We start from the raw sequence: 16699 nt of genomic DNA on the forward strand, positions 1-16699 counted from the left end.
CATGCCCATAATGATAACATTTTTCCTTGTAAAAATCTCCGCTTTAGGAAAAAATCCAGCAAACAATCCCCCACTTATGGCGATTTTTCGCCAAATTAACGCGTTAACGTAGTGAAGTAGATATCCTATGCAAAAAGAAAATACCACACTCGTAAAAGTATGGTATTTTTCGGAAGATTTTACTCATAAATATGAACAAAAGGCTTATCTTCATTCGGTTCTTTAATAATTAGTACTTCAGGTCCGTTAACAGAAGTAATACTCACCGAAATATACAGGTCAAGAGGTAAATGATTAAGCATTAAGCCGGTCAAATATTGTGTAAACCCTGTAATTTCAGCTGTTCCGTAAAACTGGATCGGGATTTCGATATCAAGCTTCTGGACTTTTTTGTTTTGGTAAAATCCAGTCGCAAATACACTCGTGAAGTTCGAGAAATATTTGTCGACATCTTGCTTGAAGTTTTGGAAATTCGTATTCAATTCTCGGTATACATCATCCGGCGAACTCATCGGGAAAGTAACGTATTTTTCATCGATTGCTTTCCACTCACCCAATTCTGTTTTTCCTGTCTCCGCGAAGTTATAGTCAGTATATGTCCCTGGAACAATCGCATTTCTTTCAGCTTGTTTAAATAAACCAATGACAATTGGAACATCTGCCAGTTCCGGACGGGCACGCAATCGATTGATAACTTCCTGCGCTATTTTTTTACCTTCTGCTTCTATTTTCGCATCGGGAATTTTTTGTTCAAAGAATTCTCCATACTGCTCTTTTTGATAATAGTAAACTGAATTTAAAGCTAAACCAATTGAAACACCAGCCAGCTTTACTTTGTTCTCATCGGTTTTTGTTAAATAATTTTGTTCCACAATATGGGCCAAATAAACCGGAGCTTCTGTAGCTTTTACAGTAGGTTCCATTTCCTTGCCTGTCTTCTCATCCACACTTGACGGGTTTAGACCTTGGAATTCCGGTCCTTTGTCTTCTGTTTGGTTTGGACGGGCTAACCAGTATTTCAATGTTTCTTCATCTAAATACTGACCTTCCTGGAAATAGTAGTTTTCCGTATCGAAATGATTTTGTGAAATACGCATCAAGCCTGTTTCGACTTCTTTCATATCGTACTTCGTATAAATATTGGAAACAACTAAACCACGGCTTGCACTTTCCTTATAAGGAATCAATGTACGATAAAATTTATCGTTTATTTGCATGTTCGGAATAATTGTTGTTTCCACAGCTTGTTCTGTATCTGATTCTTGCGTCAGTTCTGTATCAGGTGTGAGGTTTGGCGCACACGCTGACAACATCGCCGCTACAATTATCGCAGGTATCCAGCGATAACGTTTCATGAGAGCAAGTCCCCTTTACTATATTAATTGTTCGATTAGGCGCACTTCATCCCAAATTTCAATGCCTAAGCTTTGGGCCTTTTCAAGCTTCGAGCCTGCATCTTCTCCGACAATTACAAGGTCTGTTTTTTTACTGACACTCCCTGCAACCGTACCACCTAACTGTTCTATTTTCGCCTTTGCTTCGTTACGTGTCAATTGCTGCAATTTACCTGTCAGTACAATTGTTTTTCCTGCAAATGGATTTGCCCCTGCTTCCATGACAACTTTCTTGCCTTTATAGGACATATTCAAGCCAAATCCTTTTAGGCGTTCGATTAATTGTTGTACCTGCTCGTTTGCAAAATACGCTACAATCGATTCAGCCATTTTATCGCCAATTTCATGAATATCTTTCAATTCCTCTTCAGTAGCGACCATTAGTGCATCGATTGTTTCAAAATGAGCTGCCAAAATCTTGGCTGCTTTTTCCCCAACATGGCGGATGCCAAGACCGAATAGTAATCGTTCCAGCGAATTTTCCTTTGACTGAATAAGCGCTTCAACTAAATTCGTCGCCGATTTTTGTCCCATTCGCTCCAGGTTAATCAGCTGCTCTACTGTAAGTTCATAAAGTCCTGCTACATCTTGAATATAGCCTTCGCGCAGCAGCTGTTCGACTACCTTCTCGCCAAGACCATCGATATTCATCGCATTACGTGATACGAAATGCTTCACACCTTCCGCAATTTGCGCAGGACACTGAGGATTCACGCAGCGCAACGCTACATCAGTATCTATACGTACAACTTCTTCATCGCACGCAGGACAATGTGTCGGCATTTTATACGGTACGGCGTCATCCGGGCGTTGCTCCAGAACGACCCCCACAATTTGCGGAATAATATCCCCTGCTTTTCGTACGATGACCGTATCATCGATTCGAATGTCCTTTTCACGGATCAGGTCTTCATTGTGCAATGATGCACGGCTCACAGTAGTCCCCGCAACAAGTACCGGTGTTAAAATCGCTGTTGGAGTAATAACACCCGTGCGGCCTACTGTCAGTTCAATATCCAATAATTTTGTTATAACTTCTTCAGCCGGGAATTTGTAAGCAATTGCCCAGCGCGGCGATTTTGCTGTAAAGCCAAGCTCATCCTGATGAGCATAGCGGTTTACTTTAATGACGATACCATCAATTTCATACGATAAATTTGGGCGCGCTTCTGTCCACTTTTCTATAAACGCCAAAACGTCCTCAATAGTTTCGCAATACTCACGCTCTTTATTTGATGGGAAACCTAGCTCCTCCAAATACTTGAGCATTTCCCAATGTCCGTCGATGCCATAGCTTTCTCCATCTCCGCCAACTGCATATATAAACGTCGATAAATTTCGGCTTGCTGCAATTTTCGGATCTAATTGACGCAACGATCCTGCTGCTGCGTTTCGGGGATTTGCAAATAACTCTTCTCCATTTTCAGCACGACGTTCATTCAGTTTATCAAAAGATTTTTTCGGCATATAGGCTTCGCCGCGCACTTCTAATGTTACTGGTTCTTTTAAACGTAATGGAATGGCACGGATTGTTTTCAGGTTGGCTGTAATGTCTTCCCCTACTGTTCCGTCACCGCGTGTAGCACCTTGTACAAATACCCCGTTTTCATAGCGCAGAGATATGGCCAAGCCATCAATTTTCAGTTCACATACATACGAATAATTTTTACCGATTGCCTGCTCGATTTTCCGGTCGAAATCACGCAAATCTTCTTCATTGAAAGCATTCGACAAACTAAGCATCGATGTTTCATGCGTTACCTTTTTAAAGCCTTCCAATACCATGCCACCGACACGCTGAGTAGGAGAATCAGGATAAATAAATTCCGGATTAGCTTCTTCTAATGCGATAAGTTCATGTAAAAGCTGATCATATACGCTATCTTCTACTATCGGTTTATCCAGTACATAATACGCATAGCCATACTCATGAAGAAGCTTGTTCAATTCCGCAATTCTTTGTTCTATTTCATTCATCAAATGTTCCTCCTAAGCTTTCGTAATCGGCGCAAATTTCGCTAGTAAACGTTTTATTCCAGTTGGCGATGGGAAAGCGATGTCCAGTTCCATACCATCACCTTCACCTTTTACGCTTACGACCATACCGACACCCCATTTACCATGGGCAGCTTTGTCGCCTACTTTCCAGTCAAACTTATCCCCGCCAGTAGAATTCAGGCGTGACGTTTGGGAAGCAGGTGCCTGCACACTTCCTAATGAACGCTTCGGCATACGGTCATAACGGTTCGATTTAAACGGTAATGAATCATCACGATATGATGTAGTATTTGCTTTTGAAACTTGCTCTAACACATTTTCATCAATTTCGCGTAAAAAACGTGATGGGGCATTATAGCCTGTACGACCAAAAATTGTACGAGAGCCCGCACAAGACAAGTAAAGACGCTGTTCTGCCCGAGTCGCACCAACATACATTAAGCGTCGTTCTTCGGCCATTTCATCTTCACTTTCCAATGAACGTGAATGCGGGAATATATTTTCCTCCATGCCGATAATGAACACAACAGGGAATTCCAGTCCTTTTGCGGCATGCATCGTCATTAAAATGATTGTACCTTTCGCTTTTTCTTCTTCATCTAATGAATCAATATCAGCAATTAGTGCAAGATCCGTTAAAAATGCTACTAATGATTGGTCTTCACTGCGCGCTTCAAAAGCCTGTGTTACCGTTAAAAACTCTTCAATATTTTCCAGGCGACTCTCTGCTTCAATCGATTTTTCCGCTTTCAGCATTTGACGGTATCCTGATTTTTCAAGCACTTCTTCCACAATCTCTGTTACCGATAATTCTTGCTGACGTTCACTTAATGAACGAATCATATTATAGAAATTTTCAGCGGAATTAGCTGCCTTCCCTGAAAGACCCATAAATACAAGCTCACCCATCGCATCGAAAATAGAACGATCGCGTTCCATCGCATAGACAAGCATTTTATCAAATGATGTAGCACCAATCGCACGTTTAGGTTCATTGATAATTCTTGCCAGCGACAAGTCATCATCATTATTTGCAATTAAACGCAAGTAAGCAAGCAAATCTTTAATCTCTTTTCGATCATAGAACTTTGTACCGCCAACGATCTGGTAGTTCATATTCGATTTCACGAGCACATCCTCTATTACACGTGACTGTGCGTTTGTACGATATAAAATCGCGAAATCATCCAGCTTGTAATCTTCATCCTTCATAAGCTTTTGAATTGTACGTACGACATACTGCGCTTCATCCTGCTCATTGCCTGCTTTGTAAAGCTGAATCTTTTCGCCTTCCGGATTTTCTGTTCGCAGTACTTTTTTATAGCGGTCTTTATTCTTTTCAATGACGCTGTTTGCCGCTTGTAAAATACGCTTTGTCGAACGGTAGTTTTGCTCAAGCATAATAACCTTTGCTTCTTTGTAATCTTTTTCAAACGATAATATATTCGAAATATCGGCACCGCGCCAACGATAGATCGATTGGTCCGAATCCCCTACAACACAAATATTGCGGAATTTCTTCGCCAGTAATTGCACGAGCAAGTATTGAGATTTATTCGTATCTTGATACTCATCAACGTGAATGTACTGAAATTTATTCTGATAAAATTCAAGCACGTCCGGCGCTTCATTAAATAGACGGATTGTCAGCATAATTAAATCGTCAAAATCGAGACTTTGATTTTGTCTTAATCGCTTCTGATAGCCTTTATATACTTGTGCGACAATCTTTTCAAATGGATTATGCGGATTCATGTTCGCTTCAAAGCCGTCCACAGTAATGCACTCGTTTTTTGCCGAACTGATCGTATTTAAAATTGCACGCGGATCATATTTTTTCGGATCGATATTATCCTGCTTCAATATATTTTTAATAACCGTCAGCTGATCTGAACTATCTAGAATTGAGAAGCTTTTCGAATAGCCTATCCTGTCAATATTACGTCGCAAAATGCGTACGCACATCGAGTGGAATGTAGATACCCACATGCTTTCCGTTGTTCCGTTTCCTAAAATCCCGTCAATTCGCTCACGCATTTCGCGGGCAGCTTTATTTGTAAACGTAATGGCCAGAATTTTCGAAGGGTACACTTCACGCTCAACGACTAAATAGGCGATACGGTGTGTCAGTACCCGTGTTTTTCCAGAGCCGGCCCCTGCCATAATTAGGAGCGGGCCTTCTGTTGATTTCACCGCTTCAGCTTGCTGTGGATTCATTCCCGCTACTAAGTTTTTTGCTATATGCTCCATATTGCACCTTCCTATCTAAAGAACATTTGTTCCTATTATATAACACTTTTTACTGCTTGTACGGTTTTTAATGCCGCTTTTAAATCCTCATAAATAATATTTCCGACAACTACTGTATTGGCATGTGCAGCCATTTCCTTCGCTTGTTCTACGGACGTAATTCCGCCTCCATAAAAGAGCTTTGTATCATTTAATACTTCGGCTGTTGCTTTCACCATTTCAATATCACCATATGCTCCGCTGTACTCTAAATAAAAAATCGGCAATTTAAAATAGTTTTCGGCCATTCGTGCATATGCCACAACATCTTCCACCGTCAAATCCGTTTTCGCATCTGTTACCTGTGCTACTTTACAATCCGGATTCAGTACACAGTAGCCCTCCGCTACAAGCTCTTCCCAAATTAGTACATCGCCGTATTCTTTAATCGCTTCATGATGCAAATCTTTCACCCATTTTGTATCTCGACTATTCAACACGGACGGAATGAAATAATAATCATATCCTGGTGTAATGCTATCGACATTTGAAATTTCAAGCGCAATCGGTACTGAAAAACGACGGACACGTACGAGCAAATCCAAAACGCCATCCAACGTCACATCATCTGTCCCGCCAACTAAAATAACATCCGTACCCGATTCGCAAATCTGCTCTAATGCCTCATCCGAAATTTCCTTTGCAGGGTCCAGTTTAAATACATGTCTCCAGTTTAAATATTCCATGAATATATCCACCTATTCTCAAAATTTTTATATTGAACTTTTCATTATCTTAGTTTTTATTGACCATCTCTTAGTATAACGAAATTCGATGAAATATTAAAAGACTGAGCGGGGAAATCTGCTCAGTCTTTTAAGCTTGCTCATATATTTATGATTGGGCGCTTCTTTACTTTGACGTAAACGGCTTTTCGTCTGGATAAAGACGGCCCAGCATTTCATCATAAGTGTCATTTCCGTAGTCAAAGCAACGGCGTACACGGGAAATTGTTGCTGTCGAAGCACCTGTTTCCTTTTTAATTGTTTCATACGTTTTTTTCAAACGTAATAAATGTGCAACTTCAAATCGCTGTGCCAATGACTGAATTTCACTAATCGTGCACAAGTCATCGAAAAATTTATAGCATTCCTCAATATCTTTTAACTCTAGGACAGCTTTAAACAACTGATCTGTTTGATGACCGCGAATTTTTTCAATTTGCATGTGCCCACCATTTCCTCTCTACTCTGAATATATAACAGATGCCGCTAAACCTGGAGATGTTGGTACGAAATGTATCCATGTCTTTCCTTGAACTAACTTTACTTCCGATCCATCTTCTTCGACTGCCACCAGCAGGCCATCTGCATTTTTCCATTTTACTTCACGTATCGTCCCCGCTTGGGCTACATACGCGTTGCCGCCACCCGTAATTGTAATCTCGCGTCGACCCGCATTGTCTACAATTCGATGAGGCATTTCAAAAAATAAAATATTGGCTAATTCGATGGATTCATTTGTTTCGTAATCGATTGTTTCTACATTTGCAGAATAACGCTTGTACTGATTCGTTTCGGCATTGTAAACGTACTGACTATTAAATGAACCGCTATTATTGTATTTCATCGATACTTCATTAGCCGTTGTTCCTATTTTAACATTATCTTCGGCTTCATAAAATGGGTAGGACACTTTTTTCTGATAAAGTAGTGAAGTCCCTACTTTTTCGGCACCGGCCTTTACATTTTCGCCCGAAATATAGGAATTGTGTGGAGCGACCCTTGTTGATGAACGTTTAAAGAAAGTACCATCATAGTGCATGCCATTTATATTATCGACAACTCTTTGTGCAAGCATGGATTTCGCTTCAGGACTGTATCCGTGTGCAATATAAAATGCGTCCAGTCCTTTTGCGATATCAACGAAGTACGATCGCGCACTGCGAATCGGTCCGATAGATTCAGGAAGTTCAGACTGGTAAAGTGCTAAAAAGCGTGTCACATCACCTTCCGCCAGCATTTCATATACAACATCCGCCTGTGCAAGTCCAGATTGCGGACGTGCTTGCGGATGGTTATTAATCGTTGCAAGTATTGGACGCATCGTCACTTCTTCTGCTACTCGTTCCCCTGTAAATGGTGTAACAAATGGCAGTATTTCTTCCGCCTCCGCTACAATAATATCTTCCTCTACTTCTGTTTCTTCTATCTCTACAACAGGCTCCTCTGTTTGTTCTTTATCGGAACAACCTGTCGTTAAGGTTATGCCTAATAGTGCTAACATAAATATACTGCGTTTCATCGTGCTACTCCTCTCACTTTTATAGGTTTATCGCATTACAGCAGGTAGCATAACCTTATTTTTCATGACATCAAAAATCCCACGTGTCGTAATTCGAATATATGGTAAATGTGTCGATTGTAAAAACAGCAATGTGTAAATTGCATCTGTATGGTGATAACCACGTTTTTTCAAAGCACTCTTCAATGCCAGTTCTAGCGGAATTACTTCATTAACTGTCCCATCGTAAATAGAGCCGGCTAATGTTAAAGGAATACTTGTTACGATTTGATCATCTTCAACAAGCACAATCCCGCCATTCATTTTCTTCAGTTCCCGGAAAGCATGCTGCATATCGTGCATCGATTTTCCGATTAAAATTATATCTCCAGTATTGGAATACGATGAAGCAAAGCCTTTTACATGTGTCGCAAATCCTTTAATCATCGTATTAATACGCCATTTCCCATTTCGGTCAACAAGCATTAAATAGCTTTCATCATGTTCTGTAGATAATGTATGATGATGTCCGAGATTTTTTATACTATACGGCTTCGTAATAACATCATTCACCATTTCAACACCAATCGGCATCGAAAACTGAAAATCTCCTTCATGCAAATCAAAATCAATTTTCAAATTACCGAATAGTGATAAGTCAACTTCAGGAAATGCTTTCAAATCTTTATTGTCGCGCTTTAACCATACTCCTTTTGAAATGACCGCTTCAGGTGTCGGAGAATATTCATCCGACAAAATATTAATATTTGCATAGCGCCCTGTAGCAATGAGCCCATGCAGATTTGTCATATTATAATAGCGCGCAACATTATAACTTGCCATATTATAAGCGTCAACCGGACGCACACCTGCTTCAAGGGCAGCACGAATACATTTATCCATCACACCATCTTCATGGAAGCTCGGTGTGGATCCATCTGTCGTCATCATTAACTGATCAAATATTTCGTAGCCTTTATCGACAACCGCTTTTAATAAATTAGGTAAATCCGGGCGAATTGAAGAATAGCGGAGAGTAACAGCATAACCATGCTGCAAACGCGCTTCAATATCTTCAATCGTCATTGATTCATGGTCACCATCGACTCCTAGTAAACGCATTTTAGCCAACGTTTTTTCGGATGCTCCCGGTAAATGGCCTTCGATTTTTTTCCCTTTATGCTTAGCTGCCTGAATCCAGTAGAGCATTTGATCGTCCCCGCGCATCAGACGAGGCCATCCTGTCAGTTCCCCACCGAGCAGTACGTCATGACGGTCAAGCCATTCCAATACTGAGGCATTTGAATATAATTCCCTTTCATTTTCAAGCTCCGTTTGTGAATCGAAGCGACTCCACCAGTAAAATGAAAATGGCAATTTAGCAAGCTCATCCATAAAAGAAAACGCTTTCTTATTTTTCATTAAAGAAACAAGAGTCATATTGTCTGAAATGAATGTAGTCGTGCCTGTCTGTGCACTGAATTCTGCGAAGCTGTGGGGATTGTACAATTGAAAAGGATGTACATGCGGCTCAATATAACCTGGTACAACTACTTTTCCGGCCAGATCAATAACCTCTGTCCCTTCTACATTTGCAGGCAGTTCCTTCCCGACATAAATGATGCGGTCATTGGATATCCAGATGTTTCCTGTTGCCCAACTTTTCATCATACTATGTAAGTACTTTGCATTTTTTAAAACTAGACTCGGAGCAGCATGCCCATCAATGATACCCACTTGCTCTCGAATATTACTTAACTTCCAACTAATTTCCGGCATATTCTGCACTCCCTTCAATTTTTCTACCATAATATAAGGACGCTCATAACTTTTCCAAGATGCTTATACCAGCTCTAAAAAATATACTGCTGCGATTCAAGTAGCTTCAGCAATTGTCTTTAACAGCTGCTGAAGCTAGATTAATGCGTATTGATTTAAAAGAAAAACACATACTTAATTCAATATATTTTGCTTTATGTAGGCAATTGCTACAATATTCCTTTTGGTGAATTAATCGTAACATAGCACTTTCATAAAGCAAAGTGTTTCCAAAATAATTTTGAAATTTTCTAAAAAAAGGAGTGAAGTAAGTTGCTAACCCCCAATATTTCTGAAACAAACGCTTTTATTCGTATGATGTGCGGTGTTGCAATGACCGCATTCGGTGTCGGAAGAATCGCTCATAAACCTCAATGCACAGTTGGTCGCATGATGATTCTTGCCGGTTCAATGAAAGTGGCGGAAGGTTATTATCAATATTGTCCAGTAGTCGCAATGGCCAAATCAGAACAAATGAACGAAATGATGCCCGTCAATGATTAAGAGGTGGATCTAGGGTATGTTGAATAATTGAATATAGCGCTTTTAGGTTTGTAGAATCTCAGTTAAGAAATTGCAATATCAACATAATATTACGAATCAGTGTTATCACCAATTTCATCATCATAGAATAAAGGAAGGGCTGAATACCCTTTCTTTATTTCGCTTACATAAGCAAATAAAATTTAACCGTAAAGTCCGAAACAAAGTTGATGGGCTGCAAAAAAACAAGCCTAACTCCACGAAATAAAACACAATGAAACTTCCTAACTTCCACTATTAATATTTCCCATTAATTAGACAAGCAGAGCTTAAATTAAGGCTCTTATAATCCTATTAACAATATCAGAATTGAACCATTTATACCGATTTACAGGCTTACTTACTGTGCTCAGTTTCAATATGGGATTGCTGTTGTAACCCTATTAATTTATGCGTCATTCATTTGGAACAGGAGGAAACATCATTAGCGAATTTGAAGATAGACAAAAGGAATCCGAGGTACCATCGTTTGAAAAGATATTGAATCAATTCACGAAAGAGTATTTTTCATCGATAACAGATGAGCAGCAGGAAAATAGTAATAGCTTTCCCAAAAAGAATTCACTCAATTTATTATTGGCCCACTTACTCTCGAACAATAAATATGAAACTACATACCCTGTCAATGAAGAAGAAGAAAGAAATGCTGTAGAAAAAATAAATCAGCTCATCGATGAAAATAAAAAAGAATTCCTGGAGATTCTAGGCTTACTGAAAGACAGGACTTGATAGGAGGAATCCATATGGATATTGAAAGCGTGAAAAATAAGGATGTACTACAATTACAGCAAACCATCATCTTTTTAAAATCAGAAATCGCGAAATATCAAAACGAAATATCCACCCTAAAAAGTATGGACTATTATTCAATGGTAAATAGTCTTGGTCAGGAACTGAGTCAGTTAGTAAACGAGAAAAAAGAACTTTCATTGGAATTAATGATGCTGAGGAAAAGCTTTGAAAAAGAGCTTAGCGAGTTGCATGAAAATATTCAGTTACGTGAAGAGCAAAGAATAAAACTGATTTCTTCCATTGAATCACTTGTGGAAAAAAAAGAAAACTTACAGAAAGAAAACAAACAATTAAAAGAGACAATCGAAAAAACAGCTAAAACCGAGACTCCTTCTGCCCGATCAGAAAACTATATACTGGCCGTAGAAGAACTTGATCATTTGCTGCGTTCTTTCATGAACAGTAACATTGAACAATTACTTTCTCTACGTGAAACGATCAATCAACAGCACGATCTGTTAAAGCATATTAAAGATAAAAACGATAAAATTTATTCTACCCTTGAAGAAATGGCACAAATAAAAGATCCTGAAAATAATAGTTATTCTCCGACCAATGAACAATCCATTACCCGAATCAACCTTGAAAATCAGCTCCAAAATTTATTCATTCAAGCAACCAGTTTTGAAACAGAGCTTGATGAAAAATTACGTATACTGGATGAGTTTGATGACAAGTTACTACTACTCGCCATTGAGATTGAGAAACATAAAAAAGGCGATATATAACAGAAAGCTTAGAGAATAGGAAAGGCGACACGTGTGCACGTATCACCTTTCCTTTATTTAAATGTTCTCCAACCAATATCTTTGCGGAAGAAGAAATTCGTCCATTCCTTTTTTGCAAGTTCAGCATATACTTTTTCCTGCGCTTCTTTTAACGTAGCTGCTTCTGACGCCACTAATAACACACGGCCACCGTTACCGACGAACTGGTCGCCCGCAAGCTTTGTCCCCGCATGGAATACCGGCAGTTCAATATCCGAAAGCTCGGGTAGAGCATTTCCTTTTTCCACATCACCCGGATAGCCTTCAGCCGCAACAACAACTCCTAGCATAGCCTCTTCTTTCCACTGTAAATCAAATAGCTGATCTTTCATTAAGCTCATCATAAATTCACCGAAGTCTGAAGCCATACGTGGTAACACGACTTGAGTTTCCGGATCACCAAAACGTGCATTGAACTCAATTACTTTCGGGCCTTTCGCAGTTAAAATTAAGCCTGCATACAGAATACCAGTGAATGATACCCCTTCTGCATCCATTGCTTTTACAGTTGGCTCTACGATTGTGTCATAAGCAACTTTTACAATATCCTCAGAAATTTGCGGTACTGGTGAATAAGCACCCATTCCGCCTGTATTTGGTCCTTTATCGCCATCATATGCACGTTTATGGTCTTGAGCAATGACCATTGGGTAAATTTGCCCTTTATGTACGAAACTCATGAAGCTAAATTCTTCGCCCTCGAGGAACTCTTCCACAACAACACGGGAAGAAGAATCACCGAAACGCTGGTTACCGATCATATCTTCCACAGCTTCAATTGCTTCTTGTTCTGTCATCGCTACAATAACACCTTTTCCGGCAGCTAACCCGTCCGCTTTAATTACAATCGGGGCACCTTGCGCTTTAATATAATCAACCGCTTTATCCGCTTCTGTAAATGTTTCATGCGCTGCCGTCGGAATATTATATTTGTTCATTATCTCTTTTGCATAAGACTTCGAACCTTCGATTTTAGCCGCCGCTTTTGTTGGACCGAAAATAACCAAGCCCTGCTCATTGAAGTAGTCAACGATTCCTTCTGCTAATGGCTGCTCCGGACCTACAAATGTTAAAGCTACCTCATTTTCTTTTACAAACTGTGCAAGTGCTGCGAAATCTAGTGCATCGATTGCAACAATTTGTGCATCCTGCTTCATTCCGTCATTTCCTGGTGCTACGAATACCTTTTGTACAGATGGTGCATTGTTGAATTGCTTCGCGATCGCATGCTCACGACCACCACTACCGATTACAAGAATGTTCATATTAGCTTCCCCTTTTATAGAAATTTGGATAAAAAAAACGCCCGCCAAATTTTAGGCGAGCGTTTTTCATTAATGGTCGTTTACACTGCGCTACCCGACCAAAAGTAGTGCTGTGCATCTTACAATCAATGATTATTTTATTATTAACAGTGCATCTCCCGGCCAAAGTCGATACAGTTGTTAATAAAATTTGGTTACGATGGGGACCCGGCCAAGAATCGCCCAATCGTCTTATTTATCCCTCTCCCGGCCAGAAAGAAGAATAAATAAAGCATTTGCAAACGCTTCTGCTAACGTCCGGCCAGAACATTAGCGAAACTTTATTCTATTATAACGTAAATTTAATAATTTCTCTACTGCTAACTTATTAATTAATGTTTAAAGTGACGAACCCCTGTAAACACCATTGTAATACCGTATTTGTTCGCTGCATCAATTGATTCCTGGTCTCTAATCGAGCCGCCTGGTTGAATGATTGCTTTAATACCGGCTTTTGCCGCCGCTTCCACTGTGTCGCCCATAGGGAAGAATGCATCCGAAGCTAATGCCGCGCCCTGTGCTTTTTCTCCAGCTTGTTCAAAGGCAATTTTTGCTGCCCCTACACGGTTCATTTGACCAGCACCAACACCTAATGTCATTTGTTTATCCGTTACAACAATGGCATTGGATTTTACATGCTTCACAACTGCCCAGCCTAGTTTTAATGCTTCCCACTCTTCTTCAGTCGGTTCACGGTCAGTCACAACTTGAATGTTTGCATCTGTAAATCCGAAACGGTCCGGCTCCTGTACAAGTAAACCACCTTCAACCGCTACAACATTGAATTGATCCTGTTTTTCTTGTGTGAAATCGATTGTTAACAGACGAATGTTTTTCTTTTGCGTTAAAATCTCTAATGCTTCTTCAGTAAAGCTTGGCGCAATGATGATTTCAAGGAAAATACCCGATAACTTTTCTGCAGTTGCTTTGTCCACTTCTTTATTTAATGCAATGATACCGCCGAATATCGATGTTGGATCTGCTTCATATGCTTTATTGAATGCTTCTTCGATTGTTTCACCAGTACCGACACCACATGGATTCATGTGCTTCACGGCAACCGCTGCAGGCATTTCAAATTCTTTTACGATTTGCAATGCTGCATTTGCATCTTGAATATTGTTGTACGATAATTCTTTACCGTGTAATTGGGTTGCATAGGCAATTGAGAAATCTGAACCTAATCGTTTTGCATAGAACGCAGCTTTTTGGTGAGGGTTTTCACCATAGCGCAATGTTTGTTTCAGCTCATATGTTAACGTCAGGTTTTCCGGGAACTCTTCGCCAATTGCATTCGATAAATGATTGGAAATATACGAATCATATGCAGCTGTATGACGGAATACTTTCGCTGCTAAACGACGACGTGTTGTCAATGTCGTTTTCCCTTCTGCCTTTAGCTCTTCCAATACGGCAGAATAGTCATTCGCATCAACAATTACCGTTACATAATCATGGTTTTTTGCTGCCGAACGTAGCATTGTCGGACCGCCGATATCGATGTTTTCAATTGCATCATCCCATGATACATCCGGTTTGGAAATTGTTTCGACGAACGGATACAGGTTGACACATACAATCTCGATCGGGCGGATGCCATGTTCATTCATTTGCGCAACATGGCTTGGCTCATCAAACTTACCTAAAAGACCGCCATGAATCATTGGATTTAATGTTTTCACACGGCCATCCAAAATTTCCGGGAAGTTTGTTACTTCATCCACTGCTGTTACCGGAACATTGTTTTGTTGTAATAAACTTTTTGTTCCTCCAGTAGAAAGTACTTCATAGCCAAGAGCTACTAATTCTTTTGCAAATTCTAAAATACCATTTTTATCTGAAACACTAATAAGTGCACGTTTCGTCACGATTAGGTCCTCCAATTCATTTTATCGGTGAGCAATGCCCTCACAGGAGCGGCTCATGCGAATTTACTTTTTTACATTAAATAATTGCTGTAATGTTTTCGTGTATAGCGCATGTTCTAATTTATGTATACGCTCTTCTGTCGCTTCACGGTTACCATCGACAACGTCAACTGCTCCTTGCGAGATAATCTTTCCCGTATCCATTCCCGCATCTACATAGTGTACCGTTACACCCGTAACTTTTACGCCGTGAGTCATCGCCTGACCAATGGCGTCTTTCCCGGGAAATGATGGCAGCAGCGACGGATGAATATTGATAATTCGATGCTCATAAGCTGATAATAGCGTTTCCCCTACAAGGCGCATATAACCTGCTAATATGATCCATTCAATCTCTCGTTCTTGTAACAGTTCCACAAGTTTTGCTTCGTAAGCTGCCTTGTCGGCAAAAGTTTTCGGTGCAAGCTCCATAACAGGTATACCGAAATTCTGTGCGCGTGTCACAACATAAGCACCCGGCTTATCCGTAATTACAAGCTCGATCGTCGCGTTAAGCTCACCGCGACTAATCGCTTCTTGAATTGCCTGGAAATTACTACCGCTCCCAGAAGCGAATACGGCAATTTTCGTACCCATTACACTAAGCTCCCGTCATGTTCGCCGTTGAAAATAACACCTTCACCGTTCACAACGCGACCGATTGTGTAAGCTTTTTCACCTTCAGCTTCTACCGCAGCGATCACTTTATCTGCTTCACTCGCTGGAACTGCAATAACAAAGCCGATTCCCATGTTGAATACGTTATATAAATCTTTGTCCGCCAATGCACCTTTTTCTTTTAAAAACTCAAAAATGCGCAGCACTGGCCAAGATCCTAAATCGATTTCAGTTGCCAAACCTTGTGGCATCATACGTGGCAGGTTTTCATAGAAGCCCCCGCCTGTTACGTGTGCACAACCGTGTACATCAGCAGCTTTAAGTGCTGCTAAAACAGGCTTTGCATAAAGCTTTGTAGGTACAAGAAGCGCTTCGCCGATTGGGCCAAGGTCTTCATAGCCTTCTACTACTGCATCAACTGCGATTTCATTGTCTGCAAATACAATTTTACGTACTAATGAATAGCCGTTTGAATGTACACCGCTGGAAGCAAGACCGATTAGAACATCGCCTTCCACAATTTTTTCACCTGTAATGATGTCCGATTTTTCACATGCACCTACAGCAAAACCAGCTAAATCGTACTCGTCTTCTTCGTAAAGACCCGGCATTTCAGCTGTTTCTCCGCCGATTAATGCTGCACCGGACTGTACACAACCGTCCGCAACACCTTTTACGATTTGCTCAATTTTTGCCGGCTCAGCTTTTCCTACTGCAACATAGTCAAGGAAGTAAAGCGGTTCAGCACCTTGTGCAACAATATCATTTACACACATTGCAACACAGTCCACACCGATTGTATCGTGTTTATCAACCATAAATGCAAGCTTCAACTTTGTCCCAACACCGTCCGTACCTGAAATAAGAACTGGTTCCTTTAAGTTCAGTGCAGACAAATCAAACATGCCTCCAAAGCCACCAAACGTTCCCATCACACCTAAACGGTTCGTACGCTCTACATGTGATTTCATACGTTTTACTGCTTCATAACCTGCCTCAATATTTACGCCTGCCTGTTCATATGCTTTTGACATAATGTACTTGCT

14 protein-coding genes are annotated in these 16699 nt (G+C 40.3%); 3 read left to right on the forward strand and 11 right to left on the reverse strand.

Going from position 1 to position 16699, the window contains the following annotated elements:
• Positions 1-179: 179 nt before the first annotated feature.
• From B5473_RS03880 to B5473_RS03910, 7 genes are all read right to left on the reverse strand, one after another.
• Positions 180-1355: a CamS family sex pheromone protein gene (locus tag B5473_RS03880; RefSeq protein ID WP_079523754.1), complete on the reverse strand. Its 1176-nt coding sequence runs from the start codon at positions 1353-1355 to the stop codon at positions 180-182.
• 18 nt (positions 1356-1373) lie between these two features.
• A complete protein-coding gene (gene ligA, locus B5473_RS03885) occupies positions 1374-3371 on the reverse strand; it encodes an NAD-dependent DNA ligase LigA (RefSeq protein ID WP_079523755.1) in 1998 nt (665 codons plus the stop codon).
• A gap of 12 nt (positions 3372-3383) precedes the next feature.
• The gene (pcrA, locus tag B5473_RS03890; protein WP_079523756.1) at positions 3384-5642 is read right to left on the reverse strand and encodes a DNA helicase PcrA; all 2259 of its coding nucleotides are present in this window, start codon (positions 5640-5642) and stop codon (positions 3384-3386) included.
• 35 nt (positions 5643-5677) lie between these two features.
• The gene (locus tag B5473_RS03895; RefSeq protein ID WP_079523757.1) at positions 5678-6367 is read right to left on the reverse strand and encodes a heptaprenylglyceryl phosphate synthase; all 690 of its coding nucleotides are present in this window, start codon (positions 6365-6367) and stop codon (positions 5678-5680) included.
• A gap of 166 nt (positions 6368-6533) precedes the next feature.
• On the reverse strand, positions 6534-6848 hold the full coding sequence (locus tag B5473_RS03900) for a YerC/YecD family TrpR-related protein (protein WP_008408714.1): 315 nt from the start codon (positions 6846-6848) through the stop codon (positions 6534-6536).
• An 18-nt stretch (positions 6849-6866) separates the two neighbouring features.
• A complete protein-coding gene (locus B5473_RS03905) occupies positions 6867-7925 on the reverse strand; it encodes a DUF3048 domain-containing protein (protein ID WP_079523758.1) in 1059 nt (352 codons plus the stop codon).
• Between the two features lie 27 nt (positions 7926-7952).
• Positions 7953-9683, reverse strand: coding sequence for an adenine deaminase C-terminal domain-containing protein (locus tag B5473_RS03910; RefSeq protein WP_079523759.1), 1731 nt, complete (start codon positions 9681-9683; stop codon positions 7953-7955).
• Positions 9684-9995: 312 nt separating this feature from the next.
• Here B5473_RS03910 and B5473_RS03915 point away from each other — a divergent pair, with 312 nt between their 5' ends.
• From B5473_RS03915 to B5473_RS03925, 3 genes are all read left to right on the forward strand, one after another.
• Entirely contained in the window at positions 9996-10226 is a 231-nt protein-coding gene (locus B5473_RS03915; RefSeq protein ID WP_079523760.1) for a YgaP-like transmembrane domain, read from the forward strand.
• A gap of 429 nt (positions 10227-10655) precedes the next feature.
• Positions 10656-10994, forward strand: coding sequence for a hypothetical protein (locus B5473_RS03920; RefSeq protein ID WP_079523761.1), 339 nt, complete (start codon positions 10656-10658; stop codon positions 10992-10994).
• A 14-nt stretch (positions 10995-11008) separates the two neighbouring features.
• The gene (locus B5473_RS03925; RefSeq protein WP_079523762.1) at positions 11009-11785 is read left to right on the forward strand and encodes a multidrug ABC transporter ATPase; all 777 of its coding nucleotides are present in this window, start codon (positions 11009-11011) and stop codon (positions 11783-11785) included.
• Between the two features lie 53 nt (positions 11786-11838).
• Here the strand turns inward: B5473_RS03925 and purD are convergent, their stop codons facing one another.
• From purD to purM, 4 genes are all read right to left on the reverse strand, one after another.
• The gene (gene purD / locus B5473_RS03930) at positions 11839-13089 is read right to left on the reverse strand and encodes a phosphoribosylamine--glycine ligase (protein ID WP_079523763.1); all 1251 of its coding nucleotides are present in this window, start codon (positions 13087-13089) and stop codon (positions 11839-11841) included.
• 371 nt (positions 13090-13460) lie between these two features.
• Positions 13461-14996: a bifunctional phosphoribosylaminoimidazolecarboxamide formyltransferase/IMP cyclohydrolase gene (gene purH, locus B5473_RS03935; RefSeq protein ID WP_079523764.1), complete on the reverse strand. Its 1536-nt coding sequence runs from the start codon at positions 14994-14996 to the stop codon at positions 13461-13463.
• Positions 14997-15059: 63 nt separating this feature from the next.
• The gene (gene purN / locus B5473_RS03940; protein WP_079523765.1) at positions 15060-15632 is read right to left on the reverse strand and encodes a phosphoribosylglycinamide formyltransferase; all 573 of its coding nucleotides are present in this window, start codon (positions 15630-15632) and stop codon (positions 15060-15062) included.
• Positions 15632-16687, reverse strand: a complete 1056-nt coding sequence (gene purM, locus B5473_RS03945) for a phosphoribosylformylglycinamidine cyclo-ligase (protein ID WP_079523766.1) — start codon at positions 16685-16687, stop codon at positions 15632-15634. The genes purN and purM overlap by 1 nt, the downstream gene beginning before the upstream one ends.
• Between the last annotated feature and the right edge of the window lie 12 nt (positions 16688-16699).

The sequence above is a fragment of the Solibacillus isronensis genome (assembly GCF_900168685.1).
Taxonomy (GTDB): domain Bacteria; phylum Bacillota; class Bacilli; order Bacillales_A; family Planococcaceae; genus Solibacillus; species Solibacillus isronensis_A.